A 19,856-nucleotide genomic window follows, 5' to 3' on the forward strand; every position below is an offset into this window, starting at 1 on the left:
GTGCGACAAGATCTATTACTCACCCATAGTCGAATTATTTACGGTAATTCGGTAGAAACTTGCAGGCCATATCCCTGCTATTATACGAGTGAAACTTTATATTTTTGTAATATATGAATTATAACAACGCTTTCTCTATTTGAAAAGGTATTTTTAACAAAAACCGAACTTTCACTTTAAATAACAAATGATCATTCGTATTTTTAGAAAATTTAGAAATTGACTGATCGTTTCATAGGATTTTTTCCTACCATCTATGTGTGAAAAAATCCAGACTATATAATCTTCACAATTTTTTCACAACTTGATACACATCAAAAGCAAATTTTTATACTTACAAAAAGTAACGATTGAACAATTTGTGAAAAGAGAAAAAGTGGATTCTAATTTAAAAGGTACACTTGCTTCTGTTTTAATACTAGGAATTATTCTAATTATTGTATGGGTCAGCATCTATTTTATTTTTGTAAATCGTTTAGGTTAATTGAGGAGGAGAAATAATGCACATGCACAAGTTTGAAAAGGTTTGGTTGATTTTCGGTACAGTAGCCCTGCTAGTTTTCTTGACAGTGCTTGGGGTTAGTGCTTTCTATCTAGGGAATCAACCTCCCAGCTGTTTAGTTACAATTGATCCTGAAAAAGTGGAGGTCACTGCTCCATTTAATGCCCCTGGCTTACATGAGGTCACAGGAAAAGATTGGGACTATGAATTAGTGTTTGTAGCTTCTGCCTTTTCGTATAGTCCTGCAAAAGTGGAGATCCCTAAAGGTTCAACTGTCAAGGTTATCGCAACATCAAAAGATGTTATCCATGGCTTTGAGATAGCTGGGACTAACGTTAATATGATGCTTGAACCTGGATTCGTCAGTGAATATACCACTAGATTTAATAATGAAGGAGAAAATTTGATTATTTGCAATGAATATTGCGGGGTTGGTCACCACATGATGAGCTCGCGAATCGAGGTGGTTTCAAAATGAAAAAAACGGCTGAAAATGAAAAAGTTCACCCACTGGATGCAAAACTATCCATGGCTCATTTCTATGTAGCCATTATTGCTTTAGCACTTGGAGGATTTGCAGGATTACTTCAAACTTTGGTTCGCTCAGGCAGAATGGAATTACCTGCCGGTATAACGTATTATCAATTACTTACGGTTCACGGAGTTTTACTTGCTCTGGTGCTAACAACTTTCTTTATCATAGGATTTCAGCTATCAGCAATTAGTAAAACAATCGGTCCATTGTCCACCCCTTCCAGAATTGCAGGCTGGATTGGTTTTTGGACAATGACACTCGGCACTGTTATGGCCGCTGTTATGGTTTTATTAAATGAAGCATCTGTCCTTTATACTTTTTATGCACCTCTTCAAGCGCATCCTATTTTCTATGGTGGCTTAACACTTGTGATCGTTGGCAGCTGGATTAGTGGTGGAGCCCTTATAGCGGCATACCGCAAGTGGAAGAAAAACAATCGCGGCCAAGCAAGCCCCTTATTAAGTTTTATGGCTGTTGTAAATACTCTACTTTGGATTGTTGCTACTATCGGAGTGGCAGCTACCGTGTTATTTCAAATTCTCCCATGGTCATTAGGCTGGGTGGATTCTATTAACGTTTTAGCAAGCCGAACTTTATTTTGGTATTTCGGGCATCCGCTCGTATATTTTTGGTTGCTACCAGCTTATATGTGCTGGTATGTAGTGATTCCTAAAGTCATTGGCGGGAAAATTTTTTCAGATTCATTGGCTCGAATGTCTTTTATTCTTTTCCTGCTTTTCTCTATCCCTGTTGGACTTCATCACCAATTGCTAGAACCCGGTATCGATCCTGCCTGGAAGTTTTTACAAGTGACTTTAACCTTCTTGGTCGTTGTTCCATCTTTAATGACTGCCTTTTCTTTATTCGGATCTTTTGAACAATACGGACGTTCTCAGGGTGCCCAAGGGATATTCGGTTGGTTTAAGATGCTACCTTGGGGAGATGCGCGTTTTACCGTTCCTTTTATCGGAATGGCGGCTTTCATACCAGCAGGTGCCGAAGGCTTAGTCAATGCCTCAAACCAATTAAACCAGGTTGTCCATAATACTATTTGGGTTACAGGACATTTTCATTTAACGTTGGCGACTTCCGTAATCCTAACTTTCTTTGGGATTTCATATTGGCTCGTTCCCCATTTAACTGGACGCACCTTAACAAATAAATTAAATAAATTAGCGATTATTCAAGGGGTCTTTTGGGCAATTGGGATGTCCTTTATGTCTGGGGCCATGCATATCGCTGGATTGCTGGGAGCACCTCGCCGCTCTTCGTACTCCACTTATGGAGATTCCACACAGGCACTTGATTGGATTCCTTATCAAATCGCCCAAGCTGTAGGTGGAACCATACTCTTTATCGGGATTATTTTATATATCATTATTTTTATACAGTTATCCTTCTTTGCTCCAAAAGGCAACGAAGAGTTCCCTGTTGGTGAAGTTACTGATAAAGCCGAAAAAACGCCTCTCGTTTTTGAAAATTGGAAATTATGGCTTGGAATAACTGCAGCACTCATTCTCTTTGCGTATACAATTCCGTTTATTGATATTCTCCAAAATGCACCACCGGGATCAAAAGGATTTAAATTATGGTGATAATCCTACACAATAAAAAAACCTTGGCAGATTTGCCAAGGTTTTTTTATTTGAAGATTTTATTTAATTTTATAAACTTCCTTATACTTACTTTCAAGATAATCTATTAAATACTGCACGTTTAAGCCTTCACCTGTTGTTTCTTTCAAAATCTCAAGCGGCTTTTTAGTTTTTCCGAATTTATGTATCTTTTCATTAAGCCATGTTCTAATTGGAGCAATATCACCGGATGCCAACAAATCATCAAAATCAGGCAAATCTTTAAGCATAGCCTGCTTGATTTGGGCCGCATACATATACCCTAATGCATAGGATGGGAAGTAACCAAAGCTGCCGTCTGACCAGTGTACATCTTGTAGAACGCCCATGGCATCATCTTCAGGTACAATCCCTAAGTATTCCTTGTATTTTTTATTCCAAACCTCCGGTAAATCCTTCACTTCAAGCTCTCCATTAAAAAGTGCTTTCTCCAGTTCATAACGAATCATAATATGTAAAGGATATGTCAGTTCATCAGCTTCAATACGGATGAAGGACGGTTTTGATTCGTTAATGCCACGGTAAAAGTCATCAAGTTTCACATCAGCAAATTGTTCTGGTGCATACTCTTTTAAAAGAGGGTATTTATTTTTCCAGAAACTATAGTTTCGTCCAATAAAATTTTCAAAAAACAATGATTGTGATTCGTGGATTCCCATTGACGTCCCATCATCTAGCAGTGTCCCCGTTAACTCTTCAGCGATATTCTGCTCATAAATAGCATGTCCACATTCATGAATCGTACCAAAAATCGCCCCTCTAAAATCATATTCATCATAGCGGGTCGTCACCCTTACATCACCTCTGTTGATTCCAGTCGCAAAAGGGTGGACTGTTTCATCCAACCTTCCAGCCTTGAAATCGTATCCAAGCTGTTTTAAAACTCGAAGATTGAGTTGATGCTGTTGTTCTTTCGGGAATTCTTTATAAAGGAAAGCAGTTTCAGGTTGATGCTTACTCTCCGCTATTTGTTTTACTAGAGGAACTATACTTGCTCGCAGTTGACTAAATACCTTATCAAGAATGTCAACGGTCATACCTGGTTCATACATATCTAATAGGGTATTATATTTCTGACCCTCATAACCCCAATATTCAACGAATTTACGAGTATAGGCAACAATTTGTTCCAGATAAGGTTGAAATAACGAAAAATCCGCCTTTTCCCTTGCCTCTTCCCAAGCGCTTTCAGATCGGGATTGTAAAATAACGAATTCTTTAAATTCGTCTGCTGGGATTTTCTTATTCCTTTCAAACTCTTTTTTACATTCTTGTACCATTTTATTCGTCGTTTCACTAAGAGAAGCTTCCTCTGTTGTAAGGTCGTCGATGAAGCACTCCATCTCTTTACTTGTGATCATATTGAAAACTTCAGAGGAAAGTACCCCAATAACTTCAGAACGCTGCTCTACTCCCTTTTTGGGTGCACCTGTACGTAAATCCCAATTAATTAATGCGAGGGCTTCATTATAGGCTGAAATTTTCTTCACATATTCTTGAAATTCTTTTTCTATCACATTAGTACCCTTTTTCATATTCACTGCCCCTTCCATCTACACTTTACCATATTATACAAAAAGTTTTCATATCAGAACTACCAGCAGCTTAAAAATAAAATAAGAGCCAAGGGCTGGCTTTGCCCCTTGACTCTCAAAATAGTTTAATTAAAGCGATACAGGAAGAACAGAAATAATTTTCTCTTTCACCTGTTCCGAAAGATCCTTCTCAATCAAAATCTGTACGGTCCCCGAGTCATTGCTGGTACGGATCAAACGTCCAATTCCCTGACGCAAGCGAAGAAGCATATATGGAAGATCCACTTCTTCAAATGCATTAGTAACCGAGTTTCGTTTTGCCTCGAATACTGGATCATGTGGCGGGAATGGAAGTGAGTGAATCACTACATTTTGTAATGAAGCCCCCGGAACATCGAGCCCTTCCCATAAATGATATGAGAACAGAACAGATTGCTCTTCTTCTTGAAACCTTTTAACAAGATCGCTAATCTCCGCTTCACCTTCAAAATAAAAGGGATATGCTGTTTTCTGGCTGTTTTCCTTGAACCATAGCAATTCTTCTTTTGATTGGAATAATACTAGCGTTCTACCTTCATTTTCCTCAATCGTCTTCATTGTATAATTAAGTTTAGCCAATTTGTCTCCATTTTCAAAGACCGGCATATTCATTTTCATGACTTCATCATAATCAAAAGGCGATTCAACAGAGAAGCTATCATACTTATCTATCCCTAAGCTATCTGCAATGTATTGGAACGATTTATTATCAGATAATGTTGCCGAAGAAAAAATGTAAGGGATTTTTTTAGAAAAAACTTGTTCAGACAAAATATCTTGTACAAGCCTTGGCATAATGACCAATGTTTTTGTCATTTCATTTTCTTCAAACCATGATACCGCCTGTTCATCCTTCACAAATAGAGAAAGTGAGTATCCTAGCTGTTCTAAGTATTCTTCTGTCACTTTTAAATCATAGTCATTAATCGTGTACATTTCCGCTTCAAAAACAAGGTTTTCTTCTAACTCTTCAACCTTTTTATGAAGCTTTTGTGCAAAGTTTGTAATTTCTTTGGACATCGGAATTTCATACCGATTAGAACCACTAACATGAATGGCCTTTTCATCAAGCAAATCGAAGAACTCTTCATTAATGTCAATTAAGTCTTCAATGATGTAAAGCGTTTCTTCACGCACCTGGTTGGCTGTTAGCAATTCTAAAACCGAAGCAAGAGTTTGTTCACCAACTTTATACGTTAGTGCCTTTTGAGCAGAAAACTCCAATAAATGGCCTTCATCAAAGACCACACAGCTATGTTCTGGCAATAACGGTAACTGTCCTTCACGCTTACGTTTTTCTTTTGTCCAAACATGCTCCATAAAGAAGTCATGTGAACAAATGATCAAATCACTTGATTTTCGGTAGTGGTCTCGTGAAAGGGTTTGTCCACAACGATGGCGTTTATCACACGTAAAACAGTTTTGAAGCTGATCCCAGCCTACTTTTGACCAGTCTTCATCATTCAAATATGGATATTGTTTACGGTCCCCGTAAGCAGTATAAGCATTCATGGATGAGTTATCATGGACAAACTTGGGAAGTTCATCATATAGCTGATCTATTCCCTCTGAATCTTCATGATTCACTGCATACTCCAATTTCTTAAGGCATACATATTGATCATGATATTTGGCAAGACGTACATCCACTTCAATACCTAATGCGTTCTTAATTTTTTGAATGTCGCCTTCTTCTTTGACAAGCTGTTCAATCAATGTTTCGTCTGCACACGAAATAATTGCCGGTTTATTAGTATATCGGGCATAACAAATGGCATATAGTAAATAGACCAATGTCTTACCAGTCCCTACACCAGCCTCCGCAAAACTTACATTCTTTTCTTTAAAGGCTTTTTCTAATTGAAAAGCCATGAAGATTTGTTCGTCACGCAGCTCAAATCCTTTTTCGGGAAGAATATCGTAAAAAACATCACCGATCCATTCTGAAAGCTTATCGTAAAAAGAATCTTCCTTTGTAACCGAAAAAGGCAGTGTTTTAAGCATCATGGTCTCCCCTTTTATCTATCATCAGTATATAAAATTTCGTAAAATAACTTATCTAGGCAAAAGTATATTATCCTTTATTCTACATTGATAGTCAAGTTATTTACCTTTCTACAAGAAATGAATTTTCCCGTATAAACTGCATCTTCTATGTATGTAAGCAAAGCGGCTCCCTACTCGTAAAATAAAAGACAGGCTCTTCATGAGAGCCTGTCTGTAAGTACTATTTAGTTGAATTAAGCTTTGTTTACGTTTGATGCTTGTGGTCCACGTTGACCTTGTTCTACATCAAATGTAACATCTTGGCCTTCTTCAAGTGTTTTGAAACCTTCGCCTTGGATAGCTGAGAAATGTACGAATACATCGTCTCCACCTTCACGTTCGATGAATCCAAAACCTTTTTCTGCGTTAAACCATTTTACTTTACCTTGTTCCATTTTTGTTGCCTCCTAGTGTGTTCGCCACACATTATATTACTATCCTTGCTCATTGAATATTAAGGTATTCCTTAAATCTGAACAAAAATAATTCATTATTAGAATAACAGAAAAGGAAATGATAAGCAAGACTGGAACCTATTATGAATAAAATATCCTGACTATTCTAAATTTTCCATTATATTATACCTATTTATTCATTTCTCGGTTGTTTTGGCGGCCGTTTTCCCCAATACTGATAAAGGTCCGCTCGGATGAATCCATTGAACAACTTCCTTTTTTTAGTTGCAGGCTTACCATAAAACTGTTCAAAGTCAGGGTTCGAGGTAATCATGTACACTGACCAAGTATCAAGCTTCTTGAAGGCCTGCCCCATTTCTTTATACATCTGTTCAACAGCTTTTTTCTCCCCTAGACGTTCACCATAGGGTGGGTTCCCCACAATAACACCATATTCTTTCCTGGTCGAGATATCTCTCACTTGCATTTGTTTGAATTCAACAAGATCACCAAGTCCTGCTTCAAAACTATTGGCTTTTGAAATTTCAACCATGCGATGATCAATATCACAACCTGTTATGTCTAAATACTGATCATAATTCGCTAAATCTTCAGCTTCAATTCTCGCTTCATCCCAAACCTTACTGTCCATCCAAGCCCAGCTTTCAGAAACAAATTCCCGGTTAAAACCAGGAGCGATGTTCTGCCCAATCAATGCAGCTTCAATAGGAATAGTTCCAGATCCACAAAATGGGTCAATGAAAGGTTTATCCGGTTTCCAATTAGTCAGCATGATCAATGCAGCCGCCAAAGTTTCTTTAAGGGGCGCTTCCCCTTGCCCTGTGCGATATCCGCGCTTATGAAGTCCTGCACCTGATGTGTCCATAGTAAGTGTCACTACATCTTTTAAGATAGAAACTTCAATTTTAAACAAAGGACCTGTTTCTTCAAACCAAGATACTTGTTTATATTTACTTTTCAATCTATCAACAATCGCCTTTTTAACGATAGCCTGACAATCAGGGACACTGTAAAGCTGCGATTTAACTGATTTACCACTTACAGGGAACTCAACGTCTGCAGATAAGTAATCTTCCCAGTTCAAGGCTTTTGTTTTTTCAAACAGCTCATCAAAAGAATAAGCTTTAAATTCAGCGACTTTAATTTTCACACGGTCTGCACTGCGCAGCCACAAATTAGAGCGAGCAATGGCTGATTGGTCCCCTTTGTACATAATTTTCCCGTTTTCCACTTGACAATCGTAACCAAGATCCCGAACTTCCTTGGCAACAATTGATTCCAATCCCATTGCTGATGTTGCAATAATATCGAATTGTTTCATTTCTTCATGCACCTACTTTCCATTAATCAAAATCGGTTCCCGCATTTTTCCAAATTTTTTTAAATTCAGAAACAGGTAGCGGTTTTGACAAGTAAAACTCTTGAATGATATCACACTTTTGCTTTTTCAAAAAGTCTACATGCTTTTTATGTTCAACGACTTCAGCAATGATTTCCAGATTAAGTGTCTTCGACATCGTGATGGTAGCTTTTACAATGAGCAAGTCACCTTTATAATTGACCAACTTTTCATTAAAACTTTGATAAATTTTCATTGTATCAATCGGAAACCATTTAATATAACTTAAGGAAGAATAACCAGTACCAAGATCATTGATAGACAAAATGACCCCCTGTTTTTTAAGAATAACCAATTATTCAACAGAACCCTCTGCATTTGCCATAATTCTGCTATCCAACAGTTTCAATCCTTGCGCAATAGGGGAAATGTTCTTATTTTCAATAAGGACAATACCTTTTTCTAACATTATTCCTGTTAAAATACAAACTAGAAATGTTAATGCTAACCTTGCAATTAGGATACCCAGAAATATGGAATCACTTAACATACTCACATGTTCATTTTATAACCAACTGGCTGATTTAGGTTAACAAGGTCTGTCTCTTTTGGAAAAGAAATGAACTCTCCAAGGTGATATGTATTCCAGTCCAATCACATCTCCTGTTTCCAAGTGAACTTGCGGAAGATAATGTACCTGCAACTCATTTCTTTCAATTGCAGTCAAAATCCAAGTTTAACACAGAAAGGTATTGATTATACCCTTATGAAAGTTATTATTATTATACTCATGATTTAGAGTTAACATTGCCGTACCCAACAATACGTCTTACTGACCCACTTTTGAAACTGATCTTTTTTCTCGATTGGTAATGTCCAAAAATAGAGCAACGTAATACATCCCGATTCGACTCTTCGGAAATGGGGGAATCTTAACTATAAGGTAAAGAACTCCCCCTTTATGGATAATCACTGGTGAATCACTATACATATCATATTGCTGTATAAAAGTATTAGTAAATTAAAAAAACTCTAGAATACTGACCTGTTCATTTATGTCACTCACATAATCTTCGAATACTTTTACAAAGTCATTTTCACTTCTATGATAAGGTATTTTGCACCTATAGTGTTAAGATATTGAGGGAAATTTTAAAATGGACAATTTTTTCACAAACAAAAACTCTCCTTTTAAAAAGGAGAGTTGTGCTTAAAGTGTTATATGGTAACGTTCTGTAAGCCATGTTTTGTTCCTCAGTACTGCAAGCGACTCACGTCTCGTACTTCGGCGGTAATCATCTATCTACAGAAGCATAGCTTCTGTCCTTCTCCTCGTTCAATTCCAAGGAAGAAAGCGCCCCTACCATTAATTTGGGTTTCTCGCTCGTGGGGTTTACCTCGTTCCACCCTTTACATTTCTGTAAAGGCTCCGTCACTGTGGCACTTTTATAGGTATTCATGCCATATCCAAAAGGACTTAGGCATTTTCCCAGCCGTCAGCAATCCAAGACTGCTGCCCAAGCTTATTTTTTCGCCAGGCACGAACACTACGGACATCTCAGTCCGTGCGAGCATGGACTTTCCTCTACTGCAAAAAAATGCAGCAGCAATTACCCAAACGTTAACATAACATTATTGATTATAATACATTATTCAAGAAAACACAATACAAATTATTTTACCTTTTAAAAACATTAATCAAAAAGCTTGTTTCCAAATACGTGCTTTTCCAAGTTGGATAACCGTTTAAGGATATCAAAGTTAGTGGTCCCAGGAGTGGCACCAGGTGCAGGTTGGCTCGGACGTTTTGTACTCTCTTCGGCCTGTTTTTTTAATTTAAGATTTTCTTGTTTAAGATCATCAATTTCCTGATGAAACACTTCATAATCTTTAATGATTAGATCCAGAAATTGATCCACATCCTCAGGTTTATAACCCTTTATGGCTGTTTTAAAATCTTTTTCAAGAATATCTTTAGCCGTTAATTTTATCTTATCGGATAGCATAAGACTTCACCTCAATACTTTCGCCAATACAATCGACTTTTTATTATTTTTTCAAATCTACTTGGGTTTGTCAACGAAACACTTTTTTTATACGTCATACTTTTTTTAGTGCCCGATATGTACTCCCATAAATCTGTATCTAATTTTCATCATAATATGAATATGCTTTTGAAACAACTTTTAGTCCATAATTATTTTTACTGTGCTAATCTTCGGCCCAACTGTCTTCTTCTGCAGCCAGTTGCAGATCATCAAAGCTTATCTGTAAAATAGGGTATAGTTGAGTTTCCGCTTTTTTCATTGCTTCGTAATAAGGATATTGGGCGGATCCTTCTTTTTCGGGATCAAAAATGATTAGCATGGCATCACTTTTATGGACCATATAACGATTTTTAGTTTTCAGCTGTTGTGGCCCTTCATACGGTTTTTTGAAGATGGATTCTATAAAATCAGCACGTGCTAAAATGGAACGGTAATAGTCTTGATTCGTCTCGTTCCATGACTCTTCCTGTTTCAGGAAGGGAGTAAGTACCCCTAATTTAAGCTGGGTATATTCTTCCTGTATCTCGAATACTACTTCTGCACTCCATAGTTCTGTGCCTAACTGGCCTGAAATAATTACCCATTCTAACCCCTCTTCCACCAATGGTAAAAGACGTTGCTTAATTGCTTTTTTTATATATTTTACTGCTTCATGATCATTTTTAAATATTCCCATTTCAAAAGCTTTGTAGCCAGTTATATACAAAACCTTCATTACTTGGCCAATCTCCCTTTTCACATGATTATGTAAGAAGATAAGGGCTTAAAATAAGCCCTTAAATTTTAATATCCGAAATGCCCAGGTGGGCAGCAATGATGATGGTGATGTGGCCTTCCACAAATAAAGTTTTGAGTGTAACACTCATTCACTACAGATTGAGTATGCGGAAAGTAATGTTTATACGTGTTTACATGTTTATTAACGGTTGTAGTATGTGATGGGTGAACGACAGGTATCACTGTGTTCGAAACGTTTGTATTAACATATTGCTGCGTTGGAGATACCTGTGCTGGGGCTACTTGAGATGGAAGTGCTTGTGTTGGACCATATTGAGCTGGAGATACCGCAGTCGGATAACCGCCAGCCATCGGACTAGTATAAGCTCCCATTACATGGGAAGGTTTTTTTCCAGTTGAAGCACCCATTACATTTGATGCTCCCATTACATTCGATGCACCCATTACATTGGATGTTCCCATAACATTGGATTTATGTCCTCCACAATTACGAAAATTCATTTATATTACGTCCCCTTTCGTCATAATAATTTTGGTCTTACCATTATAGACTATGAAAAAAAGGGGTTACGTGTACTGATGAAAAGACCTATTTATACGTAATAAGTATAAAACTCTATGCGACAACCTAAAAGTACACATCGTTATATGTGATAGCCCTACAAAAGTGCTTGCAGAGTGAATTTCTTATAAAAAGGAGTAGAAACTGTCTTTTAATGATGTAAATAAAACAATCGTTAAACAAAGGACAACAAAAAATAGAAATAAAGTCGTTTTATACATTTCTCCGCTCCGCTTTCACCTTGAATTTAAATGATGTAAGGCATGAAATGAATGTTTCAGAATTTCACCCTCAACCATTACCATTTTACACATAATGACTGAATGCTACAATATTTGTAACCATTTTTTTTAATTTCATAATCACCTATTTATTGACTATGTAGATTCCTATTTAAGACTATCTATATTATACAAATCTACCCTTAGAACCTTTTTTCCTTTCGAGTCTTTGAATCCTTTTTTTCAGATCCAAGATTTTTTTTGGTAGATGGTTGCCATTCTCTGTCCTCATCATCTCTTGATGCGCATTTCTAGCACAATTTATTGCTGAAGCGATGTCCTTAAATTGATGTTCAAATAATTTTGCACATTCAATCTGAGCCTGTATCCTTAAGTGAACATCCCCTTTTAAAGCAACTTCCTTCCAAATCTCCAACGCTTCATTGAATTGCTTTTGCTTCTTTTTCTGAAAGGCTAAAGCATTACCAGCTATAATCCGATCTTCCTCACTTCCTACTTCCAATATTCTTTGATAGGTCTCAACCGATTCCTCTTTTTTTCCTAGATAATCGAGCCAGCGTGCAATTTCCATCGACTCTTCCGTATATCCATCTATTTGGAGAATTTTCCGGGACAAGTGAATATACAGAGTGATTAGTGATAAAATATCCACTTCATTATGCTTCATGATTCCAAACAAAATTTCCGGGTTCTTTCTTTCAACGAAATCAAAGTAAATCATCGGCGCCAAATATCCAGGAATATCATCCTCTCTATGTACACCTAAAATGTCTGTTTCAACAACGGATAATTTTACACGTTCTAATTTGTTTTTCCAAAGGCGTCTTGAAGCATGATACAAATCAAAATGTCCGAATTCAGGCAGTTTTGGAACATGTTCCTTTATCAAGGTATGTCTGGTTTTTAACTGCGGCCAATCAAATGACTTACCATTATATGTGACAAGAGTTTCATAATTGATGTTTTCCAGAAAGCTTTGGTAAAGCGGTATTTCACTACCAGGCTGTGGCAAGATATGCTGTTTAACGACCACTTCTTCACCTTCTAAATAGGCATAACCTAGTAAAAAAATTGTATTTCCGGCACCACCGCCAAGCCCTGTTGTTTCGGTATCGAAGAAAAAGAGTTCTTCGCTTTTTACACCTTTAGCGGAAAGGGGATGCACTAATGAAGTTTGATTCCATTCTTTCACAATCTTTTTCAACTCAGAAAATGAATACAACCCATGCTTATGATTAAGGGGATAGCGGACTTCACGGATGAAACAATAGTCATCATCGAAATGAAAGGAAACGGTATCGTTCTCCAGCCACTTATCATGAAAAGGAATATCTGTATTTACTGACGTGCTATCTTCCTCTATAGGAGAAGGAATGTTCATTGGTTCTAAGTTCATATGTGTTTTCATACGATTCAATTTATTTTTTAATGACAAAATACTGCACCTCTATTCACATACCCCTGCATTTGATGCATGGTTTTCCTTACAAAACAGATCCAATAACCGCTTAGCATCACTTTTGGCTGTCTTCGAAGCAGATTCCGTTCCGATACAGGAAGGACAGCCGTTTTCACAAGAACAATTTTCGATCATTGATTTTGTTTCCAACAAAATGACCGCAGCATTTTCAAACACTTTATCACTTAGTCCTATTCCACCTGGATAACTGTCATAAATAAAAATGGTGGGTTTTTCATTATGTGCTGCTTTAACTTGTGGATACACATGTATATCATGGGGATCACACATTACATAAAGCGGAATCATGTAATTCAGCGCGTGTGAGGCACCTATCATTCCTTGCTCGATTCGATTTTCATCCCACTCAAAAATATCAGGTTCCATGGAAAGCATGGCAGAGCTCGTATGAAGTTCCACTTCCGGGAGGCTGATTGGCCCTGATCCAATATTTTCATGAGTCTCAAATTTAATTTTTTTGAATATCGTAGGCATCGCCCGGATAGAGACATCTCCAAAAGCTGCTGTAGTTGAAGAGAATGTTTGCTGTTTATCCACTTCCAATACAGATAACTGAACGGCAAGGTTAGCATCCGTGTAATAGTCCACATTGACTTCACGTACATACGCTTTCTTTTCTTCCCAATCTAATTCTTCCACTTGGAATTGTATTCCTTGATGCATATAAATTGCTTCATCGTGAAGAAGGGTCATCGCACTGAACGTATCCATTTCTCCGATAACCCTATTGTCTGGGGCATTCGTTTGATCGACGATGACGACATTTTCCTGTGCTGCAGAACGAAGACTGATATTGCTCGCCGGAAATGCATCATTCATCCAATGCCATTTATCGCCATTTTGGTGTAAAACTCTTTCTTCTGTCAGAAATTCAAGAACGTCCATAATCTCCGCCTTGCCAAAGGCATCTCCTTTTTTAAAAGGAAGCTCATATGCTGCACATTTGATATGATCAACCAAGATTATGAGATTATCTGGATTAATTCTTGCGGTTTCCGGATTTCTCGTAAAGAAATAGTCAGGATGCTTCACGATATACTGATCAAGAGCACTAGAGCTGCCGACCATAATGATTAAAGCTTCCCCATGCCTTCTACCTGCACGTCCTGCCTGCTGCCAGGCGCTCGATATTGATCCAGGGTAGCCAGTCATGATGCAAACCTGAAGCTGACCGATATCAACCCCTAACTCAAGAGCATTCGTAGAGATCACACCATAAATTGAACCATCCCGCAGCCCCTTTTCAATTTCTCTACGCTGTGTTGGCAAATAACCTCCGCGATAACCTCGGATCGATTTTGGACCCAACTGTTTGGACACTAGTTCCTGTAAATAGGTTAGTAAAATCTCCACACGGACCCTGCTTCGAGCGAAAACAATTGTTTGAATCTTATTTTTCAAAAACTCATTTGCGAGTTTCCTGACTTCCAACACCGCACTTCTTCGAATATTAAGCGGTTTATTAATTACTGGCGGATTATAAAACACAAAATGTTTTTTTCCGCTCGGTGCTCCATTGTTATTGACAAGAACCATCTCTTTTTCCGTAAGTTCCTCAGCCAACTCTTTTGGATTATTGATTGTCGCAGATGTACAGATAAATACAGGATCACTTCCATAAAACTGGCAGATTCGTTTTAGTCTTCTAATGACGTTTGCCGTATGACTTCCAAAAACGCCTCTGTATATATGAAGTTCATCGATGATCACATACTTTAAATTCTCAAATAAAGAAACCCATTTCGTGTGATGCGGCAGGATTCCCGAATGGAGCATATCAGGGTTGGTTATCACAATATGCCCTGCCTGACGTATTTTTTGCCTTATATTGGATGGTGTGTCGCCATCGTACGTATAACTATTTATATCAGCTTCCATCTCATTAATCATTTCGTTCAATTCACTTTTTTGATCATAACTTAATGCTTTTGTCGGAAAAATATAAAGTGCTCTTGTTTTTTCATCTTCAAGTACTTTTTGAAGAACTGGCAAATTATAGCATAACGTTTTACCAGAAGCTGTCGGTGTGACAGCCACAAGGCTTTTACCACTCACAGCAGTCTCAAAAGCAGTCGCCTGATGGGTATACAACCCATTTATCCCTCGTTTATTAAGAGCCTGCTTGATTTTATCATCTATTTGATCTGGGAAAGAGACGATTTTTGCCTCTTTCGCGTCAATAACTTGCCAGTGAACAATATTATTTTTAAATTCCTCATTTGTTTTTAAACCAGTGATAACTTCTTGTAAATTTTTTCGCAGTTTCATATAACCCACCTCATACTCCTATTCTACCGAATGAACGTTCTGTACAAAAGGGAAACTATTTCCTTTTACAAAAAAAAAGCAGGAAACGGTAAAATTCCGTGTTCCTACTTGTTATTTCTTCACTTATTTTCCTTCGACAAAACGTATAATTTCTTCCGCAAGTTTGCCTGGAGCTTCCAACATCCCCATATGCCCGCTTCCTTTGAGTATTACTTCTTTAATATGATCCCCTTTTACAGTAAAGGTTTTTTTAGCAGGAATAACCTTATCTTGTTCACCTGCAACCAAAAGAACAGGTAGCTTTGTATCTTTCAGTACATGATTTCGGTCTCTTCTTTTCCTCATAGCATGCAAAGAACCGATTGCTCCACTTTCACTTGTTTTATAACCTATTTCTTTTGCATTTTCAATGTTAGGATCATCAGATTTAGCAAAAAGCTTCGGTACAAGTCCGTCAATAAAGGAAGGGATCCCGTCAATTTCAATTTTTTCAACAGATTTTAACCGCCCTTCCTTCCCAGCCTCATCGTCAGGCAACGCGGTGGAATGAATGAGGGAGAAACCACTCAATTTTTCAGCAAACTGCTCAGCAAATGACAATGTGATATAACCTCCGAGCGAATGACCGAACATGTAAACCTGATTGATTTGCTGTTCATCTAAGAATGCAGCAATATTCACTGCCATATCTTCAATCGTGAAAGATGTCCCTAGTGGCTCACTTGCACCATGACCTGGTAAATCAATGGAAATAATTCGATATTTATCTTTTAAACCACTAATGATGTCCCGCCAATACCCATGACTTCCGCAAAATCCATGGATAAATAGCAACGTTTTTTTACCTTCCCCGCTATCTATGTAAGAAAGCTTGTTACTTTTATTCATCTCTATCCCTCTTTTCTAAAATTAATCATTTAGTAACGTTATTCCCTTCCTCCCTATATCTAAACCCTTCTTTGATTCACACATATTAAGTCTCTACATAGCCTATATGCAAAGGAATTTTTAGAAAGGAGCACCGTGATGACCTCTTCTGAAAAAAATAATAACCACAAGGGCAGAAATGAGCCTTTTACCCATTTTATTCACAAGATGGATCGATTATTTTCCGAGAGACCCAAAGGCATGCTGCAATCACTTGATGATTTCTTTAGTTCAGCAAAAGAACGAAGCTTTCCGGTCGACCTTCATGAGACGAATTCCGAATATATCCTCACTGCTAGCTTGCCCGGAATTGCACGCAGCCAAATTTCCATTGATTTGTTGACCCAGGCGGTAACCATCTCGGCAAATCATGTAGATAGCCTTGCTACGCAACATAAAACTCAAGGAATGTTTCAGAAAGATCTGTCAGCAAGCCGATTATCTAGAACCATTTCCTTTCCAAAACCAATTAATGAAAGAAAAGTAACAGCAAGACATCGCGATGGCATTCTCACTCTACATTTACCCAAGGTTAAGGGAAATCGAATTGAAATCAATGATTAATCTTTTTAAGCAATTAAAAAGCAGACTTAATTAAGTGGCTGGGTCACTTGTAAGTCTGCTTTTACTTTATTTAACATCTAAACTTTGAAGAAGCCCCCTACTCCTTTGACCATTGAAGAAACTTGAGAGACTGTATTCATCATTTGTCCAGCTGTGTTCATCATTTTCGTTATATCCATGGATCCATCTTGTGTTTTGAATTGATTCATAACCGACTTGATACCCGACGGCTGCTGTTTTTGCATGAATTGCTGCTTTGGATATGGATTGTGAGCCTGCTGCTGATTATGTGGGGGACGTTTAGCCGGCTGGAGCGGGTTATCAAACGGACTAAAAGCTTGAGGCTGATGTTGCTGCTGATAGGGCTGCAATTGCATTGGCTGTATTGGCTGCTGCATTGGCTGCATCGACTGCATTGGCTGCTGCATCGACTGCATTGGCTGCTGCATTGGCTGCATCGACTGCATTGGCTGCATTACACTGTTGCCTGGAAACACTCCCACAGGCATCACCTGTTGTTGCATTTGTTGAAACGGATGATAGGCCGCCTGTTGATATGGGTCATGATTTGTCGGCATATAGCCCCCTTTTTCCTGGGGAGGATAAGGATACATATATGGTTCTTGATTACTGGGCTGAGGATACGGCATAGGCTGCTGGTATCCTCCCCAGTATTCTGATATTGATTGAGGATAATGTTCTTGACTAGGGGAGACTTGGTTATAACCGGATCTCATCATTTTCAATGAGCCCTCCTCATTATTCATGGCATGGTTCCAATAATATATGAAAAAAGAGGAAATATAGTGTAGGTGTTTTTATGATAATATCCGATCGATTTCTGATTTTACATTATTAAGAATAAACACAACCGATTGGACATGACTTTTAAATCGCTTGTAACTGGTTTTTGGAAAAAATGCCTGAACGGCTACATCGGAAAGGTTATGTGCTGTTTGTTCAATTTGCTCGGGGAAAAGATGTTTAAACTCTGTTTCTTTCATCCACTCCTTCATTCCGCTTTCCCATTCTATACAAATGGTTCTGACTTGATCTGCAAACGGCTTAACCTCAGAAAAGAAATCCTTTTCTTTTCCTTCCCTACGTACATTTTCATATATATCATCTGCTTTAACCGCATAATTCAATAATTGTTCAGTTAATCTTTGAAGATTTTCTTTTTGCACAATAAATTCCTCCGCACATTTGTTTCCAATAGTATAATCTAGTTCTTTATAAAATGAAATCCTGTTGGCTTAAAACTGCACTTCAGCTAAAATCTTGTGCGTCCTTTTGGATTTATCTAGTGTAATGGAATAGGAATGGTTTTCTTTTTCAGTATTAATCCAATAATCTTCTGCTTTCTCAATGGCCTCCTGGGCTTCATTTACTAATGTATACTGCTCTGCCCATAGTTTACACCTTACTGTATTAACAGTTTCTCCATATGAATTTTCCAAACAGTCCAGACTGGTACTGATCTCAGCTATCATCCTTAGTATTTCCTCTGTTGCGACACTATTATTGACCATGCTGACCCCTCCCATTCATTACCTGTACTATTCTTTTTTTTATTAGAAAGCCCTTCAACGTTGACAAAACTAGAAGGGAATCGGCAAAGAAAGTGCTATTCACTTAATTTATTGGGACCTTCGACAACAATGGCAGAATGAAGAATGGAGTTTTAAACAAAAATACAGACAGGAGGTGAATTTTATGCAGTCGAATGAAAGCAGACAGAAAGCAAACGAAAAACGACAAAAGCCGCCCACCAACAAGGCAGGAACGGGAAATCCGAAACTTAGTGGAGAAAACCGGCCCTCTACCTAAGGCTGTAACACTTGCATCACCATTAACAGGGAAGGCTTAATCAACGCCTTCCCTGTTTGTCATTTTATTAAAAAACCAATTTTTGACCATTACGGCTGTGTGTAGCTGTTTTTGTTTATGGTCATACCAGTCGGTCAACATAGGGTCTTCCTCCCATTTAGGTTTTATAAACCACTCCTTTTTAATTTTTTTATTTGAATCCCACTGTTCAATCTTTTCTACCTTATGATGGATGATTGGATAAACTCCCCGCAGCATCGGTGTCTCGTGGTACCTAGGCCTTTTTCGATATTGTTCATAATCGAAGCGGGCTCCGGTTGGCTCAGTGCGGCAGGAAAATTCATGAAATAGTGGAAACAACTCCTTAGAAAATAAAAGATTAGCCAATTTTTTCCCCAAATTAATTCTTTCATCGATATTTCTAAAATGCGAAACGGACGAACCATACAATTTCCCATTGCAAGTAGGAAATAATACAGTACTAAAATGCATCCAGTCCTGCAGCAAAAATAATAATGAATGAAATACGAAAGATTGCTTTTTAATAACCGGTTTTTCAATGATATTTTGTTCATTTATTATTAGAGCAGTGACTAATTTTTCGTGATTTCTATGTTTCCAAAAAGATTCCCATTGATTTGTCATAAATTTGGTAATAAAAAAATAATGACATAAGTGAAACAAAGGACGCCCATACTTCGTCGAATAATGATAGAGCAGTAATTGTGGATAAGCATCCTGGAAAATACGCCAATTCGCTTCTTCATATGTAAGGAATAATTGAAGTCTGTATTTAGAACTAAGTAAATGAGAAAACCAAATCCCTTCAAGATCACACATATTCCAGCCTGCATTTCGGGAAACCATACCTGCCAAAAAGGACCATTGGATTTCTGGATGAGCATTAAAAAATTGTTCATATGCTTTAGTTCTTGATATATTATCTCTATTCCCTTTTGCAGTTTGAACTTTTATGGAGTAGAGTAATTGCATTTCCGTCTTTGGAATTCGCATTCTAATGCTCCCAACCTTTCAAGAAGGATAAAATGTGACAATTGTGTTGTACTTAAATCCTATCGTTCTAAGAAACAATTCTTTTTATTCACATTTTAGATTCTTTTTTGCTAATATAGATAAGTGAAAAAAAGGAG

At 37.7% G+C, this 19,856-nt stretch carries 19 protein-coding genes, 1 other RNA gene and 1 riboswitch; of the genes, 4 read left to right on the top strand and 16 right to left on the bottom strand.

From position 1 onward, the window contains the following. Positions 1 to 6 precede the first annotated feature (6 nt). A riboswitch (purine riboswitch) is annotated at positions 7 to 108 on the bottom strand. 392 nt (positions 109 to 500) lie between these two features. Together JFV29_RS17885 and JFV29_RS17890 are read left to right on the top strand one after the other, a co-directional pair. After that, complete coding sequence (locus JFV29_RS17885; protein ID WP_056524952.1) at positions 501 to 980, top strand: cytochrome c oxidase subunit II; 480 nt, start codon at positions 501 to 503, stop codon at positions 978 to 980. Continuing rightward, complete coding sequence (locus JFV29_RS17890) at positions 977 to 2,632, top strand: b(o/a)3-type cytochrome-c oxidase subunit 1 (protein WP_201185601.1); 1,656 nt, start codon at positions 977 to 979, stop codon at positions 2,630 to 2,632. Before JFV29_RS17885 ends, JFV29_RS17890 begins: the two co-directional genes overlap by 4 nt. A 59-nt stretch (positions 2,633 to 2,691) precedes the next feature. On the opposite strand, the gene JFV29_RS17895 is transcribed toward JFV29_RS17890, so the two are convergent. The 12 genes from JFV29_RS17895 to JFV29_RS17950 form a co-directional block, all read right to left on the bottom strand. Further along, the gene (locus tag JFV29_RS17895) at positions 2,692 to 4,206 is read right to left on the bottom strand and encodes a carboxypeptidase M32 (RefSeq protein ID WP_201185603.1); all 1,515 of its coding nucleotides are present in this window, start codon (positions 4,204 to 4,206) and stop codon (positions 2,692 to 2,694) included. 129 nt (positions 4,207 to 4,335) lie between these two features. Further along, positions 4,336 to 6,252, bottom strand: a complete 1,917-nt coding sequence (locus tag JFV29_RS17900; RefSeq protein ID WP_446728256.1) for an ATP-dependent DNA helicase — start codon at positions 6,250 to 6,252, stop codon at positions 4,336 to 4,338. A 233-nt stretch (positions 6,253 to 6,485) separates the two neighbouring features. Next, positions 6,486 to 6,686, bottom strand: a complete 201-nt coding sequence (locus tag JFV29_RS17905; RefSeq protein WP_034307871.1) for a cold-shock protein — start codon at positions 6,684 to 6,686, stop codon at positions 6,486 to 6,488. 193 nt (positions 6,687 to 6,879) lie between these two features. Continuing rightward, positions 6,880 to 8,028, bottom strand: coding sequence for a THUMP domain-containing class I SAM-dependent RNA methyltransferase (locus JFV29_RS17910; protein WP_056524964.1), 1,149 nt, complete (start codon positions 8,026 to 8,028; stop codon positions 6,880 to 6,882). A gap of 22 nt (positions 8,029 to 8,050) precedes the next feature. Beyond that, the gene (locus JFV29_RS17915) at positions 8,051 to 8,401 is read right to left on the bottom strand and encodes an EAL domain-containing protein (RefSeq protein WP_274607049.1); all 351 of its coding nucleotides are present in this window, start codon (positions 8,399 to 8,401) and stop codon (positions 8,051 to 8,053) included. Positions 8,402 to 9,277: 876 nt separating this feature from the next. Then, an RNA gene (gene rnpB / locus JFV29_RS17920) (RNase P RNA component class B) lies at positions 9,278 to 9,668 on the bottom strand. Between the two features lie 72 nt (positions 9,669 to 9,740). Continuing rightward, the gene (gene gpsB / locus JFV29_RS17925; protein WP_053346734.1) at positions 9,741 to 10,052 is read right to left on the bottom strand and encodes a cell division regulator GpsB; all 312 of its coding nucleotides are present in this window, start codon (positions 10,050 to 10,052) and stop codon (positions 9,741 to 9,743) included. Positions 10,053 to 10,257: 205 nt separating this feature from the next. Beyond that, positions 10,258 to 10,809 (bottom strand): DUF1273 domain-containing protein, encoded by a 552-nt coding sequence (locus JFV29_RS17930; RefSeq protein ID WP_201185606.1) that lies wholly within the window; start codon positions 10,807 to 10,809, stop codon positions 10,258 to 10,260. Positions 10,810 to 10,877: 68 nt separating this feature from the next. Beyond that, a complete protein-coding gene (locus JFV29_RS17935; protein WP_242486049.1) occupies positions 10,878 to 11,333 on the bottom strand; it encodes a CotD family spore coat protein in 456 nt (151 codons plus the stop codon). Between the two features lie 469 nt (positions 11,334 to 11,802). Beyond that, positions 11,803 to 13,044, bottom strand: a complete 1,242-nt coding sequence (locus tag JFV29_RS17940) for a ribonuclease H-like domain-containing protein (protein ID WP_242486917.1) — start codon at positions 13,042 to 13,044, stop codon at positions 11,803 to 11,805. A 39-nt stretch (positions 13,045 to 13,083) separates the two neighbouring features. Beyond that, on the bottom strand, positions 13,084 to 15,384 hold the full coding sequence (locus JFV29_RS17945; protein ID WP_201185608.1) for a DEAD/DEAH box helicase: 2,301 nt from the start codon (positions 15,382 to 15,384) through the stop codon (positions 13,084 to 13,086). A 123-nt stretch (positions 15,385 to 15,507) separates the two neighbouring features. Beyond that, positions 15,508 to 16,272 carry an alpha/beta fold hydrolase gene (locus JFV29_RS17950; RefSeq protein ID WP_201185609.1) on the bottom strand — a complete coding sequence of 255 codons (765 nt, stop codon included), beginning with the start codon at positions 16,270 to 16,272 and terminating at the stop codon, positions 15,508 to 15,510. A gap of 138 nt (positions 16,273 to 16,410) precedes the next feature. Between JFV29_RS17950 and JFV29_RS17955 the strand changes: the two genes are divergently transcribed. Then, positions 16,411 to 16,875 (top strand): Hsp20/alpha crystallin family protein, encoded by a 465-nt coding sequence (locus JFV29_RS17955; RefSeq protein ID WP_098176855.1) that lies wholly within the window; start codon positions 16,411 to 16,413, stop codon positions 16,873 to 16,875. Positions 16,876 to 16,952: 77 nt separating this feature from the next. Here JFV29_RS17955 and JFV29_RS30680 read toward each other — a convergent pair whose 3' ends face one another. Continuing rightward, entirely contained in the window at positions 16,953 to 17,273 is a 321-nt protein-coding gene (locus JFV29_RS30680; protein ID WP_242486918.1) for a YppG family protein, read from the bottom strand. Here JFV29_RS30680 and JFV29_RS30685 point away from each other — a divergent pair. Beyond that, entirely contained in the window at positions 17,261 to 17,527 is a 267-nt protein-coding gene (locus JFV29_RS30685; RefSeq protein ID WP_242486919.1) for a hypothetical protein, read from the top strand. The two genes, JFV29_RS30680 and JFV29_RS30685, sit on opposite strands and share 13 nt — an antisense overlap. A 166-nt stretch (positions 17,528 to 17,693) precedes the next feature. Here JFV29_RS30685 and JFV29_RS17965 read toward each other — a convergent pair whose 3' ends face one another. From JFV29_RS17965 to JFV29_RS17975, 3 genes are all read right to left on the bottom strand, one after another. Next, the gene (locus JFV29_RS17965) at positions 17,694 to 18,062 is read right to left on the bottom strand and encodes a DUF1798 family protein (RefSeq protein ID WP_201185611.1); all 369 of its coding nucleotides are present in this window, start codon (positions 18,060 to 18,062) and stop codon (positions 17,694 to 17,696) included. Between the two features lie 69 nt (positions 18,063 to 18,131). After that, positions 18,132 to 18,407, bottom strand: coding sequence for a hypothetical protein (locus JFV29_RS17970; protein ID WP_053346742.1), 276 nt, complete (start codon positions 18,405 to 18,407; stop codon positions 18,132 to 18,134). A gap of 334 nt (positions 18,408 to 18,741) precedes the next feature. Further along, positions 18,742 to 19,719, bottom strand: a complete 978-nt coding sequence (locus tag JFV29_RS17975; RefSeq protein WP_201185613.1) for a DUF2515 family protein — start codon at positions 19,717 to 19,719, stop codon at positions 18,742 to 18,744. Positions 19,720 to 19,856 lie beyond the last annotated feature (137 nt).

Source organism: Peribacillus sp. TH16, assembly GCF_016651095.1.
Lineage (GTDB): Bacteria > Bacillota > Bacilli > Bacillales > DSM-1321 > Peribacillus > Peribacillus butanolivorans.